The organism is Sulfitobacter sp. S190, assembly GCF_025141935.1.
Taxonomy (GTDB): Bacteria; Pseudomonadota; Alphaproteobacteria; order Rhodobacterales; family Rhodobacteraceae; genus Sulfitobacter.
Window position 1 is genome coordinate 1,117,493 of record NZ_CP081120.1, and the last position, 18,527, is coordinate 1,136,019.

Here is an 18,527-nt window from a genome sequence, read left to right on the forward strand (position 1 = left end):
TTGCCGGGAATTGCCAGTGACACCACCGTCTTCCTCCTCTCAGGCCCGCGATGCGGATGCAGACTTGCTGGCGCGTTACGCGGCGGGCGACGATGCGGCGGCACGTCAGCTGACACAGCGGCTTGCGCCGCGGGTCTTTGCCCATGCGGTGCGCGTATTGGGCGACCGGGCGGAGGCCGAGGACGTGACACAGGAAGCTTTGATGCGGTTGTGGAAGATCGCGCCGAAGTGGGATGCGGGCCGCGCGCAGGCGTCGACATGGCTTTACCGGGTGACGGCCAACCTGTGCACGGACCGGTTGCGCCGCCAGACCCACGCCGACATCGATGCGGTGGCCGCGCCGGCCGATCCTGCTGCACCGGCGCCCGCGCGGATGTTGGACAGCGCCCGTCACGATGCGCTACAGGCCGCCCTGTTGCGGTTGCCCGAACGGCAGCGGCAAGCGGTGGTCCTGCGCCACATCGAGGGGTTGGCGAACCCTGAAATCGCCGAGATACTGGACGTCGGCATTGCCGCCGTCGAAAGCCTGACCGCGCGGGGCAAACGCGCGCTGGCGGCCGATCTGGCCGGACAGAAAGATGCACTGGGGTACACAGATGACTGACCGTGATGACGACGACATGCTGGAGGATGTGTTCATGCAGGCCCGCGCGGCACCGCCCGTGATGCCGGATGCGCTGGTCCGGCGGGTGTTGGCGGATGCCGCCACGGTGCAGCCGCGTGCCCCGTGGTGGCAGCAGATGTTGCGCGCAGTTGGCGGGCCCGCGGGCGTGGGTGGTCTGGTCACCGCGACGGTGGCGGGCTTCTGGATCGGGCTGGCACCGCCTGCGCAGGCGCTTGATCCGCTGGCGCTGGTGGGCACCGACACGGCCGCGGAGGCGGAATTGCCCGGTCTGGTCGCCTTTGGCTGGGATCTGGACGAGGAGGACGGCGCATGAGCGTCCTGCGCAAACGGCGCGTGATGCCGGTGGTTCTGGCGCTGTCGCTGGCTGTCAATCTGGCGGTGATTGCCGCCGTCGCAGGTGTGGCGCTGCGCACGCGGGGCGAGCCGCCGGGCGCGCGGGCGGATGTGCGGTTCGGCGCGCCCTATATCAGGGCATTGCCGCCCGAGCAGCGCGACCGGCTGCGCGCCAGTTTGCGCGGCAGCAAGGACAGGGACCGGATTGGCCGGCCGATGGGGTTCGAGCAGATGTTGCAGGCGTTGCGCGCAGCACCTTTCGATCCCGCCGCCGTGCAGGCCGCGCTGGAGGCGCAGCGCACCCGCTCGCTCGACCGGGTGGGGCGGGTGACCGATGCGTGGCTGGCGCTGGTGATCGAGATGACGGATGCGCAGCGCGCCGCCTATGCCGAACGGCTGGAGGAAACGCTAGCCCGGCGGGGCCGGGACCGGGCGCGCAAATAGGCGTCAGCCGCGATCCTTTCAGGCGGCGGTGCTGCCCAGATTGACCCGGTTGCGCCCTTTGAGTTTGGCCGCATAGAGCGCCTGATCGGCGCTGTCGAGCAGATCGCGGGCCCCGTCGGCGGTGGGACGCGGATGCGTGGAGGACACCGCGGCCCCCGGACCCATCGCCAGACCGATGCTGATCGTGACCTGTTCGGGGTGCGGCGCGCCGGGGAGGGTGAAGGGCGTTTGTGCCATGTCCTGGCAGATCCGGCTGGCGATGGCCTGTGCCTGTGCGGGCGACACGGCGGGCATGACGATCAGGAATTCCTCGCCGCCCAGACGGGACACCATGTCACCGGGCCGCAGATGGGCGCGCAGGCGGCGGGCGGTTTCGATCAGCACGGCATCGCCCGCGGCGTGGCCGAAGTGGTCGTTGATCCGTTTGAAATGGTCCATGTCCGCCACCATCACGGCGAAGGACTGGCCCGAGCGGCGCGCCTGTTCCAGCGTGCGCGACAGATGCGGCATGGCGTAGCGGCGGTTGTACAATCCGGTGAGCGGATCGAAGATCGCGGCCCGCAGGCCGGTGCGCACGGTGCGCCGCATCGCTTCGACCTGGCGTTTGCGGTCCAGCAGCGCCCGCAGGCGTTGCGCCATTTCCGCCGCATCGAACCCGTGCAGCATCAAATCGTCCGCCCCCAGATCGAGCGCGTTGGTGGCGATGCGGGGGGCGGGGGTCTGCTGAACGATGAGCAGGCCGATCATCGAGGTCACCGCATGGGCCCGCAGCACCGAGATGATGTGCAGCGATGCGTCGGCCTGTGCCAGATCGTCGGGCAGGACCAGCACGATCGCGTCGGCGGGCGGCGCGTCGTAGATTTTGGCAAGTGCGGCCCGCGGTGTGCAATGCCGCACCGAGCAGGGCAATTCGGTCTTGAGCGCGGCGGTCCAGCCATGCGCGGTCGCGGGATCTGCGCTAATCAGGGTGATCCGGCTGGGGGCTGCGAATTCGGCGGCGGGTTCGGCCAGCCCGAGGGCCTGGCTGGTGTCTTCACGCAGGTGCCATTCGCAGGCGGTGTTATGCGCGCGGATCACCGACCGCACGCGTCCGAGCAGCAGGGTGTCGTCCACCGGGCGGACCAGCACGTCATTGGCCCCGGATTTCAGCGCCGCGACCCGGTCAGCGGCCGTATGCCGCCCGGTCAGCGCCACGATCGGCACCGGCACATCCACCGCGCCACGTTTCAGAAAGGCCCGCAGATCCGCGATGCCCCCGTCGGGAAAGCTCAGCGCGCTGAGGATCAGATCGGGTGCGAAACGGGCGGTCGCCACGGCGGCTTCGGCAACGGTCGAGGCCTGCTGCACGTCATAGCAGGCGGACGTCAGTACCGATTTGAGCATGATCCGGTTCGTGGCAATAGGATCTATGACGAGGATTTTCCCCTGCATCTGTTACCTTCCGCACCTGTGTATTAAGAATGGGTCAGTTTTCTGACCGATTGGTTAACAAAGCGTTGACGATAAAATTCAAAACGGCGGCTTTCCGATGACACTGACACAGAACGCAGCAGAAACCCTTGCTTTGCAGGCGCTTAGCTGGCTTGCGGCCGACGGCGAACTTTTGCCCATCTTCCTTGGGGCTTCAGGTTTGTCCGAATCCGACCTGCGCGCGGGCATCGAGCAGCCCGAAGTTCTGGGTGGGGTTCTGGATTTCATCCTGATGGACGATGCGTGGGTGGTGGCGTTCTGCGACCAGGCCGGCATCGCCTATGAAAGGGTGGCGCAGGCGCGGCAGGCCCTGCCCGGTGGCGCGCAGGTGAACTGGACATGAGCATCGCCCGCATCGACGCGCTGTGCTTTGACAAGGACGGCACCCTGTTCGATTTCGCCACCACATGGGAAAGCTGGGCGGAGGCGTTCCTGATGCGGGCCGCAGAGCAGGACCGCGGCCGCGCGCGCAGTGTCGGTCTGAGCATCGGTTTCGATCTGGACCAGCGCCGGTTTGCGCGTGACAGCGTGGTCATCGCGGGCACGCCGGGGGAAGTGGCGCGCGCCCTGTCGCCGCATTTTCCGCAGCTGACCCGTACTGGATTGCTCGACATGTTGAACGAAGAGGCCGCGCTGGCACCGCAGAGCGAAGCGGTGCCGCTGGGCCCTTTGTTGATCGGGTTCAAGGCCCGCGGGCTGCGCATCGGCGTGGCCACGAATGACGCAGAGGCGCCCGCGCGCGCGCATCTGGATCAGGCCGGGGTGACGGAGCTGTTCGATTTCATCGCGGGCTTCGACAGCGGATACGGCGGCAAGCCTGCGCCGGGCCAACTGCTGGCCTTTGCCGCGCAGGTGGGGGTGCCCCCGGACCGGGTGGCGATGGTCGGGGACAGCACCCATGACCTGCACGCGGGCCGTGCCGCGGGGATGCACACGGTTGCGGTGCTGACGGGGCTTGCCACCGCCGACGAGCTGGCCCCCCACGCGGATGTCGTGCTCGAGGATATTGGCGAGATCCCTGCATGGCTCGACAGGCTCGGGCGGGGCTGAGGGGTCAAACGCGACAAAATGTGTCGCAACAGGCGCGGCAAGCCGGCACGATGCGTCGCCTTCTGGGAGGCGACAGCAGGTTTGCGGAGGCGCCCAGATGACCGAACAGACGAAACGCAGAACCCGAGGCGGGGGCCGGGCAGGCGCCAAGAACCGCCGCGGCACCGCCGTGATCGAGCAGATGCCCTGGGCACCGCCCGTCAACATCGACCGCCCCGTGGAGCCGTTGACCCCCGAGGGGGTTGCCGCCGTGCACGACGGGGCCATGCGTATCCTCGAAGAGATCGGGATCGAAATTCTCAATGCCGAGGCGCTGGAGGTGTTGCGCAAGGCAGGTGCCACCGTGAGTGGCGAGAATGTCCGCATGGGCCGCGAGATGGTGATGGAATACGTGGCGCTCGCCCCGTCGGAGTTCACGCTGACGCCGCGCAACCCCGACCGCGCGATCACGATCGGGGGCCGCAATCTGGTCTTTGGCAACGTGTCGTCGCCGCCCAACTACTGGGACATGGCGCTGGGCCGCAAGGTGCCGGGCACCCGTGCGCAATGCCAGGACCTGCTCAAGCTCACCCAGTATTTCAACTGTATCCATTTCGCGGGCGGCTATCCGGTGGAGCCTGTCGACATCCATGCCTCGGTGCGCCATCTGGACGTGCTTTATGACAAGCTGACCCTGACCGACAAGGCGATGCACGCCTATTCACTGGGCCGCGAGCGGGTCGAAGACGTGATGGAGATGGTGCGCATTTCCGGCGGCTGGACCGATGAGGAGTTCGAAGCCAGCCCCAAGATGTACACCAACATCAACTCCACCTCGCCGCTCAAGCACGACATTCCCATGCTCGACGGCTGGATGCGGATCGCGCGGCGCAACCAGGCGATGGTGGTCACGCCCTTTACGCTGGCAGGTGCGATGGCGCCGGTGACGATGTCGGGCGCGGTGGCGCAGTCGCTGGCCGAGGCGCTGATCGCGGTGGTGCTGGCGCAGATCATCCGGCCGGGATCCTGCGTGGCGATCGGCACGTTTACCTCGAACGTGGACATGAAGACCGGTGCGCCCGCCTTTGGCACGCCCGAATATATGCGCGCCACCCAGATGACCGGCCAGCTGTGCCGGTTTTACGGGCTGCCGATGCGCTCGTCAGGGGTTTGTGCGGCCAATGTGCCCGACGGGCAGGCGATGTGGGAGACCTCCAACAGCCTGTGGGCGGCGGTGCAATCGGGGACCAACATGGTCTATCACGCTGCGGGCTGGCTGGAGGGCGGATTGATCGCGAGCCCCGAGAAATTCATCATGGACTGCGAGATCCTGCAGCAGATCCAGCGCTACATGCAGCCCGAGATTTGCGCCACGGGCCCCGACGAGATCGCGCTGGACGCCATCAAGTCGGTCGGAAACCAGGGCCATTTTTTCGGCATCCAGCACACGCAGGACCGCTATACCACCGCGTTTTACCAGCCGTTCCTGAGCGACTGGACGAATTACGAGGGCTGGGAGGTGGCGGGCGGCATCTGGACGCCGGAGCGGGCCCACCACATGTTCCGCGATATCGTGAACAGCTTCGAGCCACCCGCGATGGACGCGGCGATCCGCGAGGAGCTGGCCGAGTTCGTGGCCCGCCGCAAGGCCGAAGGGGGCGCGCCGACCGATTTCTGAGGCGCGTCTTTGCCTTCTGTTAACGCGCAGGCGTCATAACGGGGCAACACGGGGCCAAAGCAGGGGCGGTCATGCACGGGCTGATCAACCGCAGCATTCAGAACTACATTTGCGACGGCTACGGGGCCGATCGCTGGCTGGCGGTGGCGCGGCGCGTGCCGCTTGATCCGCCAGTATTCGAGGCGATGCTGTGGTACGAGGACGCGCTGACGCATGCAGCGCTCGACGCGGCGGCCGAGGTGCTGGAGCGCGACCGCAGCGAGGTGATGGAGGACATCGGCAGTTATCTGGTGTCGCATCCCAACGCCGAGCGGGTGCGCCGCCTGTTGCGCTTTGGTGGTGCGACCTTCGAGGATTTCCTGCATTCGCTGGACGATCTGCCCGACCGCGCGCGGCTTGCCGTGCCTGATCTGGTGCTGCCGGGGATCGAGTTGCTGACCGAAGGGGCGGGGCGCTATGTGCTGCGCTGCGGGGCGACGTTCGAGGGGTTCGGCCATTTCATGATGGGCCTGTTGCGCGCGATGTCCGATGATTACGGGACGCTGGCGCTGCTGGAGCATGTAACGCGCGCGGGCGGCGACGAGGTGGTCGAGATTGGCCTGATCGAGGCGGAGTTCAGCACCGGCCGGCTGTTCGAGCTGGGCCAGAGCGTATGATGCAGACGGCGGTGCACTCGGAGGTGATGGATGTGCTGTGCCCGATGCATCTGCGGCTGGATGGCGCGGGACGGATCACGCATCTGGGCCCGACGCTGCGCAAGATCGCGCAGGCATCCGAGGTGTTGGGCAAACCGCTGTGGCAGGCATTCGACGTGACGCGGCCGCGCGATGTCGGCAGTCTGGCGGCGCTTGCCTGCGCGCCGCAGGGCAAATTGCAACTGCGCCTGCGCGAGGGCGAGGCGATGCAGCTCAAGGGCGTTTTCGTACCGGTGCCGGGGGCGGCGGCGGGATCGATCATCAACCTGTCGTTCGGCATTTCGGTGATCGACGCGGTCAGCCGATACGCGCTGACCAATGCCGATTTCGCCGCGACCGATCTGGCCATCGAGACGCTGTATCTGGTGGAGGCGCAATCCGCCGCGATGCACGCGTCGCAACAGTTGAACCGGCGGTTGCAGGGCGCCAAGGTCGCGGCGGAAGAACAGGCGTTCACCGACACGTTGACCGGGCTGAAGAACCGCCGCGCGCTGGACCATGTGCTGGAGCGGTTGCTGGTGGCCAAGCTGGGGTTCGCGGTGATGCACATCGATCTGGATTATTTCAAGGCCGTCAACGACACGCTGGGCCACGGCGCGGGCGATCACGTGTTGCAGGTCGTGGCCGCGGCGATGGTCGAGGAAACCCGCAGCGGTGACACCGTGGCGCGCGTGGGGGGCGATGAATTTACCGTGGTGCTGCCCGATGTGCGCGATGTGACCACGCTGGAGGCGGTGGGCCGCCGCATCATCAGCCGCATCGAGGAGCCGATCAGCTACCGCGATCATACCTGCGAGATTTCGGCCAGCATCGGCACCGTGTGGATACAGGCCAGCCAGTCGCCCACCCGCGAGGCGCTGCTGGAGGATGCGGATATCGCGCTTTATGCCTCGAAGCACCGCGGACGGGCGCAGCAGACGGTGTATTCGCCCGATTTGCGCGACGACGCGGCGGTGGCATCGGCCGACTCAAACGCGGAGCGCGGGCGGTAGGACCGGCGTGGAAAGGGGAGCCTGTGCCACCGGAGCACCGGCCAGACCGGTGCGGGCCAAGACCCACAGGCCCCGAGCGCCGCAGCCGATTTGCCGCGCCCGGGGGCCAAAGCATGCCGCACCGGTGGACCGGCGGCCACGACTGACGTAAAGGCATGGGGGTATGATGACACCGCGTTCCTTTTTTTCCCGCGTGGCCCGACGGCTGGCCGAGCGCCGCCGCCGCGCCCGTTTTGCCGCCGCGCTGGAGCATATCCACGGGGCGGATTTCCACGTGCCGCGGGACGCGGTGCTGGCCATCGTGCTGGTGCGGGACGGATCCTACTATATGGATGCGTTTTTCGACTATTACCGCGCGATGGGGGTGACGCATTTCGCGTTTTTCGACAACGGGTCGACCGATGACACGCTGGCGCGGATCAGGGCAGAGCCGAACACCGTCATCGACCGGGCGGTGCTGCCGCTGGCGCAATACGAGGATTTGATGCGGGGGTATCCTGCGCAGACCTACGGCGCCGACCGGTGGTGTCTTTATGTCGATATGGACGAGCAGTTTGATTTCGAGGGCCGCGCGCGCATCGGCATCGACGGGCTGGTGGGGTATTTGCGGGCGCGGGGCGATACCGCGCTGGTGGCGCAGATGCTCGAGATGTTTCCCGTAACGCCGTTGCGGGCGGCGGATGATCTGGATTTCGAACAGGCGCTGGCGGCGTTTGACCACTATGACATCAGCACCGTGGAGCGCAGACCCTATCATGCGCCGGAGATTCCCTTTGCGGCGCTGCTGCGCGACAACACGATCCCCGACGCGCGGATCGATTTCTGCTTTGGCGGCGTGCGGGGGCGCGTTTTTGGCGAGACGTGCTGTCTCACGAAGCATCCGCTGATCTTTAACGGGCCGGGTGTGACACCGGCGCCGCATCCGCATCTGTCCCAAGGGGTGGTGTGCAGCGATATGACGGCGGTGATCCGGCACTATAAATTCGCGGGCGGCGGGCTGGCGCGGGATATCGCGTCAAGTGGTACGGCCGATCTGGATCACGGGGAAGATGCCGCGCGGGCGCGGGTTGCGGCGCGGGATCCGGATGTGACGCTGTATTCCGCGGCCGCGCGGCGCTGGGCCGGGATCGCCCCGTTGCAGCAGGCCGGGTTTCTGGTGCCCTCGGCGGGGTATAATGCCTATCTGGCGTCCCGCGAGGGCGGGGCATGAGTGTCGCGGCGGTGGTGATTGGCCGCAACGAGGGGGCGCGTCTGCTGGCCTGTCTGGATGCTTTGGGCGGGATCGACACGGTGATTTACGTCGATAGCGGATCGACGGACGGGTCGGTTGCGGCGGCGCAGGCGCGCGGCGCGACGGTGGTCGCCCTGGATATGACGCAGCCCTTCACCGCCGCGCGGGCGCGCAATGCGGGGCTGGCCGCGGTGCCCGACGCGGTTGAGATGGTGCAGTTTCTGGACGGCGATTGCGTGATGCAGCCCGGGTGGCTGGCGACGGCGCGGGCGTTTCTGGACGCGCGGCCGGATGTGGCCGTGGTCTGCGGACGGCGACGCGAGACCGAGCCGCAGGCGTCGGTGTACAACCGCCTGATCGACGCGGAATGGGACACGCCGGTCGGCGAGGCGCGGGCCTGCGGGGGCGATGCGCTGATGCGGGTGGCCCTCCTGCGGGCGGTGGGCGGCTACCGCGCGGATCTGATCGCGGGAGAAGAGCCCGAGCTGTGCATCCGTCTGCGCGCGGCGGGCTGGAAGATATGGCGCATTGGCGCCGAGATGACGGCCCACGATGCCCAGATCACCCGGTTTGCCCAGTGGTGGCAGCGCAGCAGGCGGGCCGGTCATGCCTTTGCCGAAGGGGCCGCGCTGCACGGTGGCCCGCCCGAGCGCCATTGGGTCCGCGAAACGCGGCGGGCGCTGGTTTTCGGGCTGGCGCTGCCGGTGGCGATTGTGGCGCTGGCCATGGTGGCGGGGCCGTGGGCGCATGTGCTTGGCCTGATCTATCCGGTGCAGGTATTGCGGTTGGCCCCGCGGATGGGGCTGGTGCCTGCGGTCTTCAATGTCACCGGCAAATTCGCGGAGGCGCAGGGCGCATTGGGGTATTATCTGCGTCGGTGGACCGGCGGGCAGCGGCGGTTGATCGAGTACAAGTGATCAGCGGCGGCGCTGGCGCAGTGCCTGGCCCGCAAGCCCCGGCAGGATCGCGAAGCATTTGGCGTAGCGCGGCACCATGCGCCGCGGGCTTTGCAGCGCGCGCCAGAGCCATTCGAGCGCCAGCATCCGCATCAGACGCGGTGCGCGGACCTGATGACCTGCCAGAAAGTCGAGCCCAGCACCGATGGAGGCAAACCCGATATGGGGGCAGTGCCGCGCGGCGTGGGCGGCGAAAAGTTCTTGCTTCGGGGCGCCCAGCGCGATAAAGCACAAGCCTGCGCCGCTGCGCCCGAGCATGTCGCAGATGGCATCGGCATCGCCGCCGGTGGGGTCAAACCCGTAGGCGGGCGCGTGGCATAGGGCGATCGACAGCCCCGGCACACGCTGGCGCAACGCCTCGGCCGCGGCGGCGAGTGCGGCGTCCGAGCTGCCCATGAGGGCCACGGGCGTGCGGGTTTCGGCGGCAAGCGTGCACAGCGGCAGGATCAGATCGGAGCCCGGCATCAGCGCCACGGGCCTGCGCGCCAGCCGTGACAGCCACACGACCGGCCGGCCGTCCGCGACAATCAGATCGTGACGGGCGTAGGCCTCGGCGAAGCGGGGGTCATTGGGCAGTTTCGTCAGGTGGTCGAGATTGAGGGTGGCCAGCGCGAATCCGCGCTGTTCCGCCATGCGGGCGCGCACGGTGCGAAACAATTGCTTGCGTGTCGCCACATTGATCTCGACCGAGTAACCAGTGCCGCCAAATTTCATCGCCCCGCGCACCCCGTCACGGCGCGGCTTGTGCCGTGCGGCGCGATGAAATAATCGGATTTTTCAAACATAACAGATACTTCCGGCCTGCGGTGTGGGGGCGGCGTGGGGTTCTTGCCCAAAGTACCGTGATGACACGGACCTGCCTAGAGTGTATGTGCAAAGGTCTCGGGACGTTGTTTGCGAAGCTGTCTGGAAAGGGGCGGATGCCCAACGCGATTGCATATCTGGCGCTGCTGGCCTGGCCGATGGTCTGTCTGGTGATGTTCCGCACCCTGCGGGTGGAGCGGGCGCTGATCTGGTCGATCGTGGGGGGGTATTTGCTGCTGCCGCCGCTGGCGGAGTTCAATCTGCCGCTGGTGCCTGCGCTGGACAAGGTGTCGATCCCCAGTGTCGCGGCGCTGGCGATATTGGTGCTGGCGACGTCGCACAAGGTGCATTTGTGGCCCGAAGGCAGGGTGGCGCGGGTGCTGGTCGTGGGGTTCGTGCTGTGTGCGGTGCCCACGGTGATGACCAACCGCGAACCGATCTTTTTCGAGGTGCTGTCGAACGCCGATCCGATCCTGTTTCTGGTGGACGCTCTGCCGGGGCAATCGATCCGCGATATCGGGTCGGTGTTGATCGCGCAGATGCTGGTGCTGGTGCCGTTCCTGCTGGCCCGGCAGTTCCTGTCGACCGAAGAGGGGCTGCGCGATGTGCTGGTGGTGTTGATGCTGGCGGGCTGTGCGTATTCGGTGCTGGCACTGATCGAAATCCGGTTCAGCCCGCAGATGAACGTGTGGACCTACGGGTTTTTCCAGCACAGTTTTGCCCAGACGATCCGCGGCGGCGGCTACAGGCCCATTGTTTTCCTGCCCCACGGGCTGTGGCTGGCGCTGTTTTTCTGCACCAGCATGATGGCCGCCGTGGCACTGGCGCGGGTGACGCCCAAGCTGGACCGGTGGAAGGCGCTGGGCGTGGCGCTGTATCTGTTTGCCATTCTCATCCTGTGCAAGAGCGCCGCGGCGGCGGCCTACGGAGTTTTGCTGTTGCCGGTTGTCCTGTTCGCGCCGCGCCGGTGGCAGATCGCGCTGGCCACGTGTTTTGCGCTGGTGGCGGTCACCTATCCGATGCTGCGCAACCTTGGCGCCATTCCGACCGAGCAGATCGTCGCACAGATCGAGACGGTCAATCCCGCCCGCGCGCAATCGCTGGAATACCGGTTCGACAACGAAGAACAGCTGTTGGGCCGGGCCGCGCAAAAGCCGCTGTTCGGGTGGAGCGGGTGGGGCCGCAGCCTGATCCGCGACGCGGAGACGGGACAGATCCTGTCGATCCCGGATGGCCGGTGGATCATTGTGTTCGGGTCGTTCGGGTGGTTGGGGTACTTGTGCGAATTCGGCTTGTTGTCGCTGCCGATCCTGTTGCTGGCGCGCAATGCGTGGCGTCGCGACCACGCGGCGGCGCTGTCGCCCTATATCGGGGTGATGGCGCTGATCCTTGGGATCACGTTGATGGACATGCTGCTCAACGCGACGCTGACGCCGGTGACATGGCTGTGTGCGGGGGCGGTTCTGGGCTATGCGGAGCGGCTCAATCCGCGCCGTGCGGTGCGCCCGCGGCATGCGCTGCGCCACCGCCCGCTGATGGACGGGCCCGCGTCGGTCGGCAAGCGCACCATTTTATAGCACCGCTGCCAGCGGGCCGTGCGAATCCGCAAATGCGGCACGATTGTTTCGCCCAATTCCCAAAACCTGTGCCGCCGCGGGTTTTGTTGCGGTAGGCTTGGCTCTGCGGTATGATGCGGTATTGAATAAAAGACTATAAATTCAAGGGACACGGGGCGGGATCGGTCCCGTTTGCGAGGGGTTGGCCTGTTGCGGCGGGTCGGGATTTGTTAAGGTATTTCGGGGGCCCTGTCGGCGGATGCGCGGACATTGGGGATGGACGTTATGAAGGATCACGGTCGCGGCACAATCGGGGCGGGCGAAGAGATTGCCATTGTCGGCATGGCCGTCAACGTGCCCGGTGCGGCCACGGTGCAGGACTACTGGCGCAATTTGCAGGGTGGCATCAGTTCGATCCGCACGCTGTCCGAAGCCGAACTGCTGGCTGCGGGAGAGACCCCCGAAACCATCGCCCGCAAGAATTATGTGCGCGCGGCCGCCGATCTGGCGGGGTTCGACACGTTCGATGCGGAGTTCTTCGGGTTTTCGCCCAAGGATGCCGCGATCCTTGACCCACAGCATCGCAAGTTTCTCGAGGTTGCTTGGGAGGCGATGGAGCAGGCGGGCCATGTGCCCGAAACCGTGCCCGGCCCCATCGGGGTTTACGCAGGCTGCGGCATGGGGAGCTATTTCTATTTCAACATCTGCTCGAACCCCGAACTGGTCGACGATGTGGGCATGTTCCTGCTGCGCCACACCGGCAACGACAAGGATTTCCTGTCGACGCGGGTGAGCCATGTGTTCGACCTGACCGGCCCGTCGATCAACCTGCAGACGGCCTGTTCGACATCGCTGGTCGCGATCCACTATGCGGCGGCGGCGCTGCGCGCGGGCGAGATCGACATGGCGCTGGCGGGCGGTGTGACCATCGAGCTGCCGCAGGGACGGGGGTATCTGTTCAAGGAAAACGAGATCCTGTCGCCCGACGGAGAGTGCCACGCCTTTGACCACCGCGCCCAAGGCACGGTTTTCGGGTCGGGCGCGGGCTGTGTCGCGCTCAAGCGGCTGTCGGATGCGCAGGCGGACGGCGATCACATCTGGGCGGTGCTCAAGGGATCTGCGGTCAACAATGACGGGGCGGCCAAGGCGGGATATCTCGCGCCGTCGGTGGACGGGCAGTCGGCGGCGATCGGCAGGGCGCTGGAGGCGGCAGGCATGTCGCCAGAGGCCATCGGGATGGTCGAGTGCCACGGCACCGGCACCTATCTGGGCGATCCCATCGAAGTCGCCGCGCTGAGCGATGCGTGGTCCGCGCACACCGACAAGCGCGATTTCTGCCGCATCGGGTCGGTCAAGACCAACATCGGCCATCTGGACACGGCTGCGGGCGTGGCCGGGCTGGTCAAGGCGGCGCTGTCGTTGCACCACGAGGCGATGCCGCCGTCGCTGGGGTTCGAGGCACCCAATCCGGCGATTGATTTCGCCAGCAGCCCGTTTTCGGTCAACGACCGGCTGACGGCATGGCCGCGCGGGGACAGCCCGCGCCACGCCGCGATCAACGCGCTGGGCGTCGGGGGTACGAATGCCCACGCCATCCTGGCGGAGGCGCCGGCGCCCGCAGCCACCGACGAGAGCGACTTTCCCTTCCATCCGCTGGTCATTTCCGCGCGGTCGAAAGCGGCGCTGGATGCCAATGCCGCCGCACTTGCCGCGCATTTGCGGGCCGATCCCGACTGTGATCTGGCCGATGTGGCCTTTACGCTGAAAAACGGGCGGCGCGGGTTCGAGCACCGCCGCGTGCTGGTCGCCGAGACCGCAGCACAGGCCGCGCAGATGCTGGAGGACGCCGACCCGCGGCAGGTGTTCACCCACACGCGGCTGGGCGATGATCCCGGTGTGGTGTTCATGTTCCCCGGTGGGGGCGCCCAGTATCCCGGCATGGCGCGTGACCTGTACGAGACGGAGCCGGTTTTTGCCGACGTGATGGACCGCGGGCTGGACCATCTGGCGGGACAGCTGGACTATGATATCCGCGCCCTGTGGCTGCCCGCGCCCGAGGCACAGGCCGCCGCCGAAGAGACGCTCAAGCAGCCGTCGGTTCAACTGCCGCTGATCGCGATCACCGAATACGCGCTGGCGCAGTTGTGGATCAGCTGGGGCGTGGCGCCGGTGGCGATGGTGGGCCATTCGATGGGTGAAAACGTGGCTGCCTGTCTTGCCGGTGTGATGGGGTTCGAGGATCTGATCGATCTGGTGCTGCTGCGCGGACGCCTGTTCGACAGCGTGCCCGCGGGCGGCATGATCAGCGTGCCGCTGTCGCAAGAGGCGCTGATGCCCTACCTTGGGGATGATCTGGATATCGCGTCGGTCAACGGCCCCGAGCTGACCGCGGTGTCCGGCCCCGATGCGGCTTTGGAGGCTTTGGCAGAGCGGCTTCGGGCCGATGGCATCGACAGCCAGCGCATCGCCATCGATATCGCCGCCCACAGCCGCATGCTGGAGCCGATCCTCGCCGAGTACCGCGCGTTTCTGGCGGGTCTGGACCTGCAGCCGCCGCGCCTGCCGTTCATGTCCAACCGCACCGGTCAGCAGATCACACCGGCGCAGGCCACGGACCCTGAATACTGGGTCGACCAGCTGCGCAACACGGTGCGTTTCGCCGATTGCATCACTACGCTGTCGGCAGACGAAAAGCGCGTGTTCCTGGAGGTCGGGCCGGGCAAGGCGCTGTCGTCGCTGGCGCAGATGTCGCCCGCCGTGTCGCCCGCTCAGGTGCTGAGCAGCCTGCGCCACCCCGATCAGGCGGTGGCCGATGACGTGTATTTCATGGGGATCATCGGGCGTTTGTGGGCCTGCGGGGTCGAGGCCGACTGGGCCCAGATCTGGGGCGAGGCGCGCCGCGCGCGGGTGGTGCTGCCGACCTACCAGTTCCAGCGCAGCCCCTATTTTATCACCCCCGGCACCGCGCAGGCGGCCAGTGCCGAAGCCCCCCTGCGCCGGATGGACGATATTGCCGACTGGGGGGCCGTGCCCGGCTGGCGGCCCCGTTTTGCAGATGTGGATGCCGATCCCGATGCGGCGCTGCGGGCCGCGCGCGACGATGTGTGGCTGGTATTTGCCGACGCCTTCGGGGTGGCCGAACCGGTGGTCCGCCGTTTGCGCGATGCGGGCGCGCGGGTTTGTACCGTCACCGCCGGTGACAGTTTTGCGCGCCTGTCGCAGGACCGTTTCCAGCTGGCCCCCGAACAGGGGCGCGACGGGTATGACCAGCTTTTTGCCGCGTTGCAGGAGGCGGGCGATCTGCCCACGCGGATCGCGCATTTCTGGCAGATCACCGAAGGCACGCCGCACCGCCCGGGCAGCAGCTTCTTTGACCGCAATCTGGAGCAGGGGTTCTATAGCCTGCTGTGGCTGGGGCAGGTGTTGGCCGATCAGGAGCCGGGTGGCCCCGCGCGTCACCTGACCGTGTTGACCAATGGCGCGGTTGCCGTGGCGGGTGAACCGGTGCCGCATCCCGAAAAGGCGATGATCAGCGGCCCGGTGGGGGTCTTGCCCCGCGAGGTTGCGGGGCTGACCTGTTCGAGCCTCGATCTGGAGGTGGCGCAGGCGCAGGCCGCTCCGGTGGCGGGATGGTTCGCCCGCGCGGTGCCCGAAACGGCCCATGACCTGACGCAGCCGGTGCTGGACGAGCTGCTCGCCACTGCGGGCAACCGTGTGGCGGCCCTGCGGGGCGCACGGCGGTTGGAGCAGAGATACCGCGAGACGCGTCTGCCTGAGGTCGACGCGGATACGCCCGCGTTCCGCGACGGTGGCACTTATTTGATAACAGGCGGTTTCGGGGGCATCGGCCAGACGATTGCCGCGGATCTGCTGACGCGTCACGCGGCGCGGGTTGTGCTGTTGAGCCGTGTCGCCATGCCCGCCCGTGTCGACTGGGCGCGGACCTTGGCCGGGGGCAGACCCGCGTCCGAGCGTGTGCTGCGCCAGATCAGGGCGGTGGAGCGGTTGGAGGCCCTGGGCGGATCGGTCGAGGTGCGCCACGCGGATGTGGTCAACATCGCGCAGATGCGCAAGGTCATCGAGGCCCTGCAGGACGCGGGCGGCATCGACGGCGTCATTCACGCGGCAGGCACGCTGGACGATGCGCCGGTGCTGGGCAAGACGCAGGCGCAGGTGGATGCGGTGCTGGCGCCCAAGGTGCAGGGCCTGCGGGTGCTCGACCAGCTGTTGCCCGACGGGGCGGTTGATCTGATGGTGCTTTTTGCCTCGACCTCGACGGCGACCCGCGCCGCGGGGCAGGTGGATTACGTGGCGGCCAACGCTTATCTCAACGCCTATGCGCAGGCGCGGCAGGGCGGTCAGACGCGGGTGGTTGCGGTGAACTGGGGCGTGTGGGCCGATGTCGGCATGGCCGCGCAGGCGGTGGGCACGAGCGCCCCCGACGCGCTGCCGCCGCGTCCGGTTGCGGGGGCATTGCTCGACACCCAAGAGATCACCGCCGCGGGCGAGATCACGTTCGACACGGCGGTATCGGCGGACGGGATGTGGGTGCTGGACCAGCACCGGCTGTCGGACGGGCGGGCGGTGATGCCGGGCACGGGGATGATCGACACGCTGGCGCAGGCGGCGCGCGCGGTCGGCATGAGCGGCAGTTTCGCGCTGCGCGATCTGTATTTCCTGCGGGCGTTCGATGTGGCCGACGGGGCGGAGCGCGCGATGCGGGTGACGTTGGACCCGGACGCGGACGGTATGGCCGCAACGCTCCGGTCGGATTGTGTCTTCGGGGGCCGCAGCGGTTGGCAATTGCACGCGCAGGCGCAGCTGTGCGAGGCGAAGGACGCCGCGCAGACCATTGATTTGCAGGAGATTTCTGCGCGCTTGGGCGCGGTGGAGGATGCGGGTGGCGCGCATATGCCATCCCCGCAAGAGGCGCATCTGAGGTTCGGGCCACAGTGGCAGGTCGTGCGGGCGCGGCAGATGGGGCAGACCGAGGGGCTCGCGCGGTTGACGCTGGAGGCGCAGACGCCCGAGGGGTTCGTCCTGCACCCCGGATTGCTGGATCTGGCGACGGGCTGGGCGATTGCGCTGGCGCCCGATTATGACCCCGCCGACCTGTGGGTTCCGGTGTCTTACGGTGAAATCGTGGTGCATGGCGCCCTGCCGCGCGACATCTACAGCTGGATGCGGGTATCGGACGGGGCAGGCGGCGACGCGCGGTTTGACGTGACGGTCACGGATGCCGACGGGGCGGTTCTGGTCGAGGTGCGCGATTTTGCGATGACACGGCTGGCGGGCGGATTTGCCGCCCAAGCCGCGCCACTGGATGCCCGCGAGGTGACATTCGACGCCGATCCGGATGCGCCACGTGCCCTGACCGAGGCCGAGGAGCGGTTGGCCTATCTGGTTGGTCAGGGGATCACCGCGGCGGAGGGGCCACGGGCACTGGCGCGCGCGCTGGCCGCGGATGTGCCGCAGGTCTACGTATCCTCGGTGCCGTTGGACGATCTGATTGCGCAGGCCGACGTGCCCCCGCGCGCGGCCCCCGGCGGCCAGAGTTTCGAGCGCACCGATCTGGACGGCTCGTTCGAGCCGCCGGAGGGTCCGGTGCAGCAAAAGCTGGCGCAGATGTGGGAAAACCTGCTGGGTGTGACACCGGTGGGTGCGCAGGACAGTTTCTTTGATCTGGGCGGCCATTCGTTGATCGCGGTGCGCCTGTTTGCGGCCGTGAAGCGCGAATTCGGTGTCGAATTTCCCATATCGATCCTGTTCGAGACCCCGACGATCGCGTCCCTGTCCGAGCGGATCGGCGTTCGCGAAGACACGGGCGCGCCTGCGGAAGACGCGGCGGATGCGCCGGTGCGTTTCACCTATCTGGTGCCGCTCAACGCCACGCGACCGGCCAGCGCGCCGCCGCTTTTTGTCGTGGCGGGCATGTTCGGCAACGTGCTCAACCTGCGCCATTTGGCGCAGCAGCTGGCCCCGGACCGTGCGGTCTTCGGGCTGCAGGCGCGGGGGTTGATCGGCGATCACGCGCCCCACGAGACCATCGAAGCGGCCGCCGCCGCCTATATCGAGGAGCTGCGGCAGGTGCAGCCCGAGGGGCCGTATCTGTTGTCGGGGTTTTCGGGCGGGGGCATCACCGCCTACGAGATGGCGCAGCAGCTGCGTGCGGCAGGCCAGCGGGTGGCCGTGCTGGCGCTTCTGGACACGCCGCTGCCGGTGCGCCCCGCGTTGAGCAAGCCGGACAAGGCCCTGATCAAGCTGGCGGAATTGCGCCGCAAGGGGCCTGCCTATCTGGGTGAGTGGGCACGCAACCGGATTGCGTGGGAGCTGTCCAAGCGCCGCGATGCCCCGTCCGAGGACACCGCCGCGCAATTCAACAACACCAAGATCGAAGCGGCATTCCTGCGCAGTGTCGCGGCCTATGACACACCGCAATGGGACGGGCCGATGACCCTGCTGCGGCCGGTGCTGGACCGTCAGTTCAAGGTGTCGGGCGGCAATTGGGTCAGTGCGGAACGCGAATATGTGTTCGAGGACAACGACTGGCGCCGCTACGCGCCGGAAGTCACGGTGATCGAGGTGCCGGGCGATCACGACAGCATGGTGTTGTCGCCCAATGTGGTTGTCATGGCGTCCGAGTTGCGCGAGGTCATTGCCGATGCACTGGCCGGCACGGACGATGCCCGCCGCGCCACGGCAGCGGAGTAGCCG

General features: G+C 67.3%; 14 protein-coding genes. 12 read left to right on the forward strand and 2 right to left on the reverse strand.

What is annotated here, in order from left to right; all coding sequences use genetic code 11:
* Nucleotides 1-16: 16 nt before the first annotated feature.
* Genes K3756_RS05850 through K3756_RS05860 form a run of 3 tightly spaced genes read left to right on the forward strand, consistent with a single transcriptional unit; the run spans nt 17 to nt 1,402 of the window.
* Nucleotides 17-604 (forward strand): RNA polymerase sigma factor, encoded by a 588-nt coding sequence (locus K3756_RS05850; protein ID WP_259991834.1) that lies wholly within the window; start codon nt 17-19, stop codon nt 602-604.
* Nucleotides 597-938 (forward strand): hypothetical protein, encoded by a 342-nt coding sequence (locus K3756_RS05855; RefSeq protein ID WP_259991836.1) that lies wholly within the window; start codon nt 597-599, stop codon nt 936-938. Before K3756_RS05850 ends, K3756_RS05855 begins: the two co-directional genes overlap by 8 nt.
* Nucleotides 935-1,402, forward strand: a complete 468-nt coding sequence (locus K3756_RS05860; protein WP_259991838.1) for a periplasmic heavy metal sensor — start codon at nt 935-937, stop codon at nt 1,400-1,402. Before K3756_RS05855 ends, K3756_RS05860 begins: the two co-directional genes overlap by 4 nt.
* Before the next feature lie 18 nt (nt 1,403-1,420).
* Here the strand turns inward: K3756_RS05860 and K3756_RS05865 are convergent, their stop codons facing one another.
* On the reverse strand, nt 1,421-2,833 hold the full coding sequence (locus tag K3756_RS05865; RefSeq protein WP_259991840.1) for a diguanylate cyclase domain-containing protein: 1,413 nt from the start codon (nt 2,831-2,833) through the stop codon (nt 1,421-1,423).
* A 97-nt stretch (nt 2,834-2,930) separates the two neighbouring features.
* On the opposite strand from K3756_RS05865, the gene K3756_RS05870 reads away from it, so the two are divergent.
* The 7 genes from K3756_RS05870 to K3756_RS05900 all read left to right on the forward strand — a co-directional run bounded on the left by K3756_RS05870 (nt 2,931) and on the right by K3756_RS05900 (nt 9,414).
* Nucleotides 2,931-3,215 carry a DUF3572 domain-containing protein gene (locus tag K3756_RS05870; protein ID WP_259991842.1) on the forward strand — a complete coding sequence of 95 codons (285 nt, stop codon included), beginning with the start codon at nt 2,931-2,933 and terminating at the stop codon, nt 3,213-3,215.
* Nucleotides 3,212-3,922 (forward strand): HAD family hydrolase, encoded by a 711-nt coding sequence (locus K3756_RS05875; protein WP_259991844.1) that lies wholly within the window; start codon nt 3,212-3,214, stop codon nt 3,920-3,922. Before K3756_RS05870 ends, K3756_RS05875 begins: the two co-directional genes overlap by 4 nt.
* A 97-nt stretch (nt 3,923-4,019) precedes the next feature.
* Nucleotides 4,020-5,579 carry a trimethylamine methyltransferase family protein gene (locus K3756_RS05880; protein ID WP_259991846.1) on the forward strand — a complete coding sequence of 520 codons (1,560 nt, stop codon included), beginning with the start codon at nt 4,020-4,022 and terminating at the stop codon, nt 5,577-5,579.
* Between the two features lie 71 nt (nt 5,580-5,650).
* Nucleotides 5,651-6,235 (forward strand): heme NO-binding domain-containing protein, encoded by a 585-nt coding sequence (locus tag K3756_RS05885; protein ID WP_259991848.1) that lies wholly within the window; start codon nt 5,651-5,653, stop codon nt 6,233-6,235.
* Nucleotides 6,235-7,266, forward strand: coding sequence for a GGDEF domain-containing protein (locus K3756_RS05890; RefSeq protein ID WP_259991849.1), 1,032 nt, complete (start codon nt 6,235-6,237; stop codon nt 7,264-7,266). Before K3756_RS05885 ends, K3756_RS05890 begins: the two co-directional genes overlap by 1 nt.
* A gap of 166 nt (nt 7,267-7,432) precedes the next feature.
* On the forward strand, nt 7,433-8,476 hold the full coding sequence (locus tag K3756_RS05895; protein WP_259991850.1) for a glycosyltransferase family 2 protein: 1,044 nt from the start codon (nt 7,433-7,435) through the stop codon (nt 8,474-8,476).
* Nucleotides 8,473-9,414, forward strand: coding sequence for a glycosyltransferase family 2 protein (locus K3756_RS05900; RefSeq protein ID WP_259991851.1), 942 nt, complete (start codon nt 8,473-8,475; stop codon nt 9,412-9,414). Before K3756_RS05895 ends, K3756_RS05900 begins: the two co-directional genes overlap by 4 nt.
* On the opposite strand, the gene K3756_RS05905 is transcribed toward K3756_RS05900, so the two are convergent.
* Complete coding sequence (locus K3756_RS05905) at nt 9,415-10,167, reverse strand: WecB/TagA/CpsF family glycosyltransferase (RefSeq protein WP_259991852.1); 753 nt, start codon at nt 10,165-10,167, stop codon at nt 9,415-9,417.
* Nucleotides 10,168-10,373: 206 nt separating this feature from the next.
* On the opposite strand from K3756_RS05905, the gene K3756_RS05910 reads away from it, so the two are divergent.
* Both K3756_RS05910 and K3756_RS05915 read left to right on the forward strand, forming a co-directional pair.
* Nucleotides 10,374-11,834 carry a hypothetical protein gene (locus tag K3756_RS05910; RefSeq protein WP_259991853.1) on the forward strand — a complete coding sequence of 487 codons (1,461 nt, stop codon included), beginning with the start codon at nt 10,374-10,376 and terminating at the stop codon, nt 11,832-11,834.
* Between the two features lie 264 nt (nt 11,835-12,098).
* Nucleotides 12,099-18,524 (forward strand): type I polyketide synthase, encoded by a 6,426-nt coding sequence (locus K3756_RS05915; protein ID WP_409202434.1) that lies wholly within the window; start codon nt 12,099-12,101, stop codon nt 18,522-18,524.
* Nucleotides 18,525-18,527: the final 3 nt, after the last annotated feature.

Excerpts from the sequence above, each read along its gene's own strand:
- K3756_RS05855 (WP_259991836.1), top strand. The coding sequence starts at position 597 with ATGACTGACCGTGATGACGACGACATGCTGGAGGATGTGTTCATGCAG.
- K3756_RS05860 (WP_259991838.1), top strand. The coding sequence starts at position 935 with ATGAGCGTCCTGCGCAAACGGCGCGTGATGCCGGTGGTTCTGGCGCTG.
- K3756_RS05865 (WP_259991840.1), bottom strand. The coding sequence starts at position 2,833 with ATGCAGGGGAAAATCCTCGTCATAGATCCTATTGCCACGAACCGGATC.
- K3756_RS05870 (WP_259991842.1), top strand. The coding sequence starts at position 2,931 with ATGACACTGACACAGAACGCAGCAGAAACCCTTGCTTTGCAGGCGCTT.
- K3756_RS05875 (WP_259991844.1), top strand. The coding sequence starts at position 3,212 with ATGAGCATCGCCCGCATCGACGCGCTGTGCTTTGACAAGGACGGCACC.
- K3756_RS05880 (WP_259991846.1), top strand. The coding sequence starts at position 4,020 with ATGACCGAACAGACGAAACGCAGAACCCGAGGCGGGGGCCGGGCAGGC.
- K3756_RS05885 (WP_259991848.1), top strand. The coding sequence starts at position 5,651 with ATGCACGGGCTGATCAACCGCAGCATTCAGAACTACATTTGCGACGGC.
- K3756_RS05890 (WP_259991849.1), top strand. The coding sequence starts at position 6,235 with ATGCAGACGGCGGTGCACTCGGAGGTGATGGATGTGCTGTGCCCGATG.
- K3756_RS05895 (WP_259991850.1), top strand. The coding sequence starts at position 7,433 with ATGACACCGCGTTCCTTTTTTTCCCGCGTGGCCCGACGGCTGGCCGAG.
- K3756_RS05900 (WP_259991851.1), top strand. The coding sequence starts at position 8,473 with ATGAGTGTCGCGGCGGTGGTGATTGGCCGCAACGAGGGGGCGCGTCTG.
- K3756_RS05905 (WP_259991852.1), bottom strand. The coding sequence starts at position 10,167 with ATGAAATTTGGCGGCACTGGTTACTCGGTCGAGATCAATGTGGCGACA.
- K3756_RS05910 (WP_259991853.1), top strand. The coding sequence starts at position 10,374 with ATGCCCAACGCGATTGCATATCTGGCGCTGCTGGCCTGGCCGATGGTC.
- K3756_RS05915 (WP_409202434.1), top strand. The coding sequence starts at position 12,099 with ATGAAGGATCACGGTCGCGGCACAATCGGGGCGGGCGAAGAGATTGCC.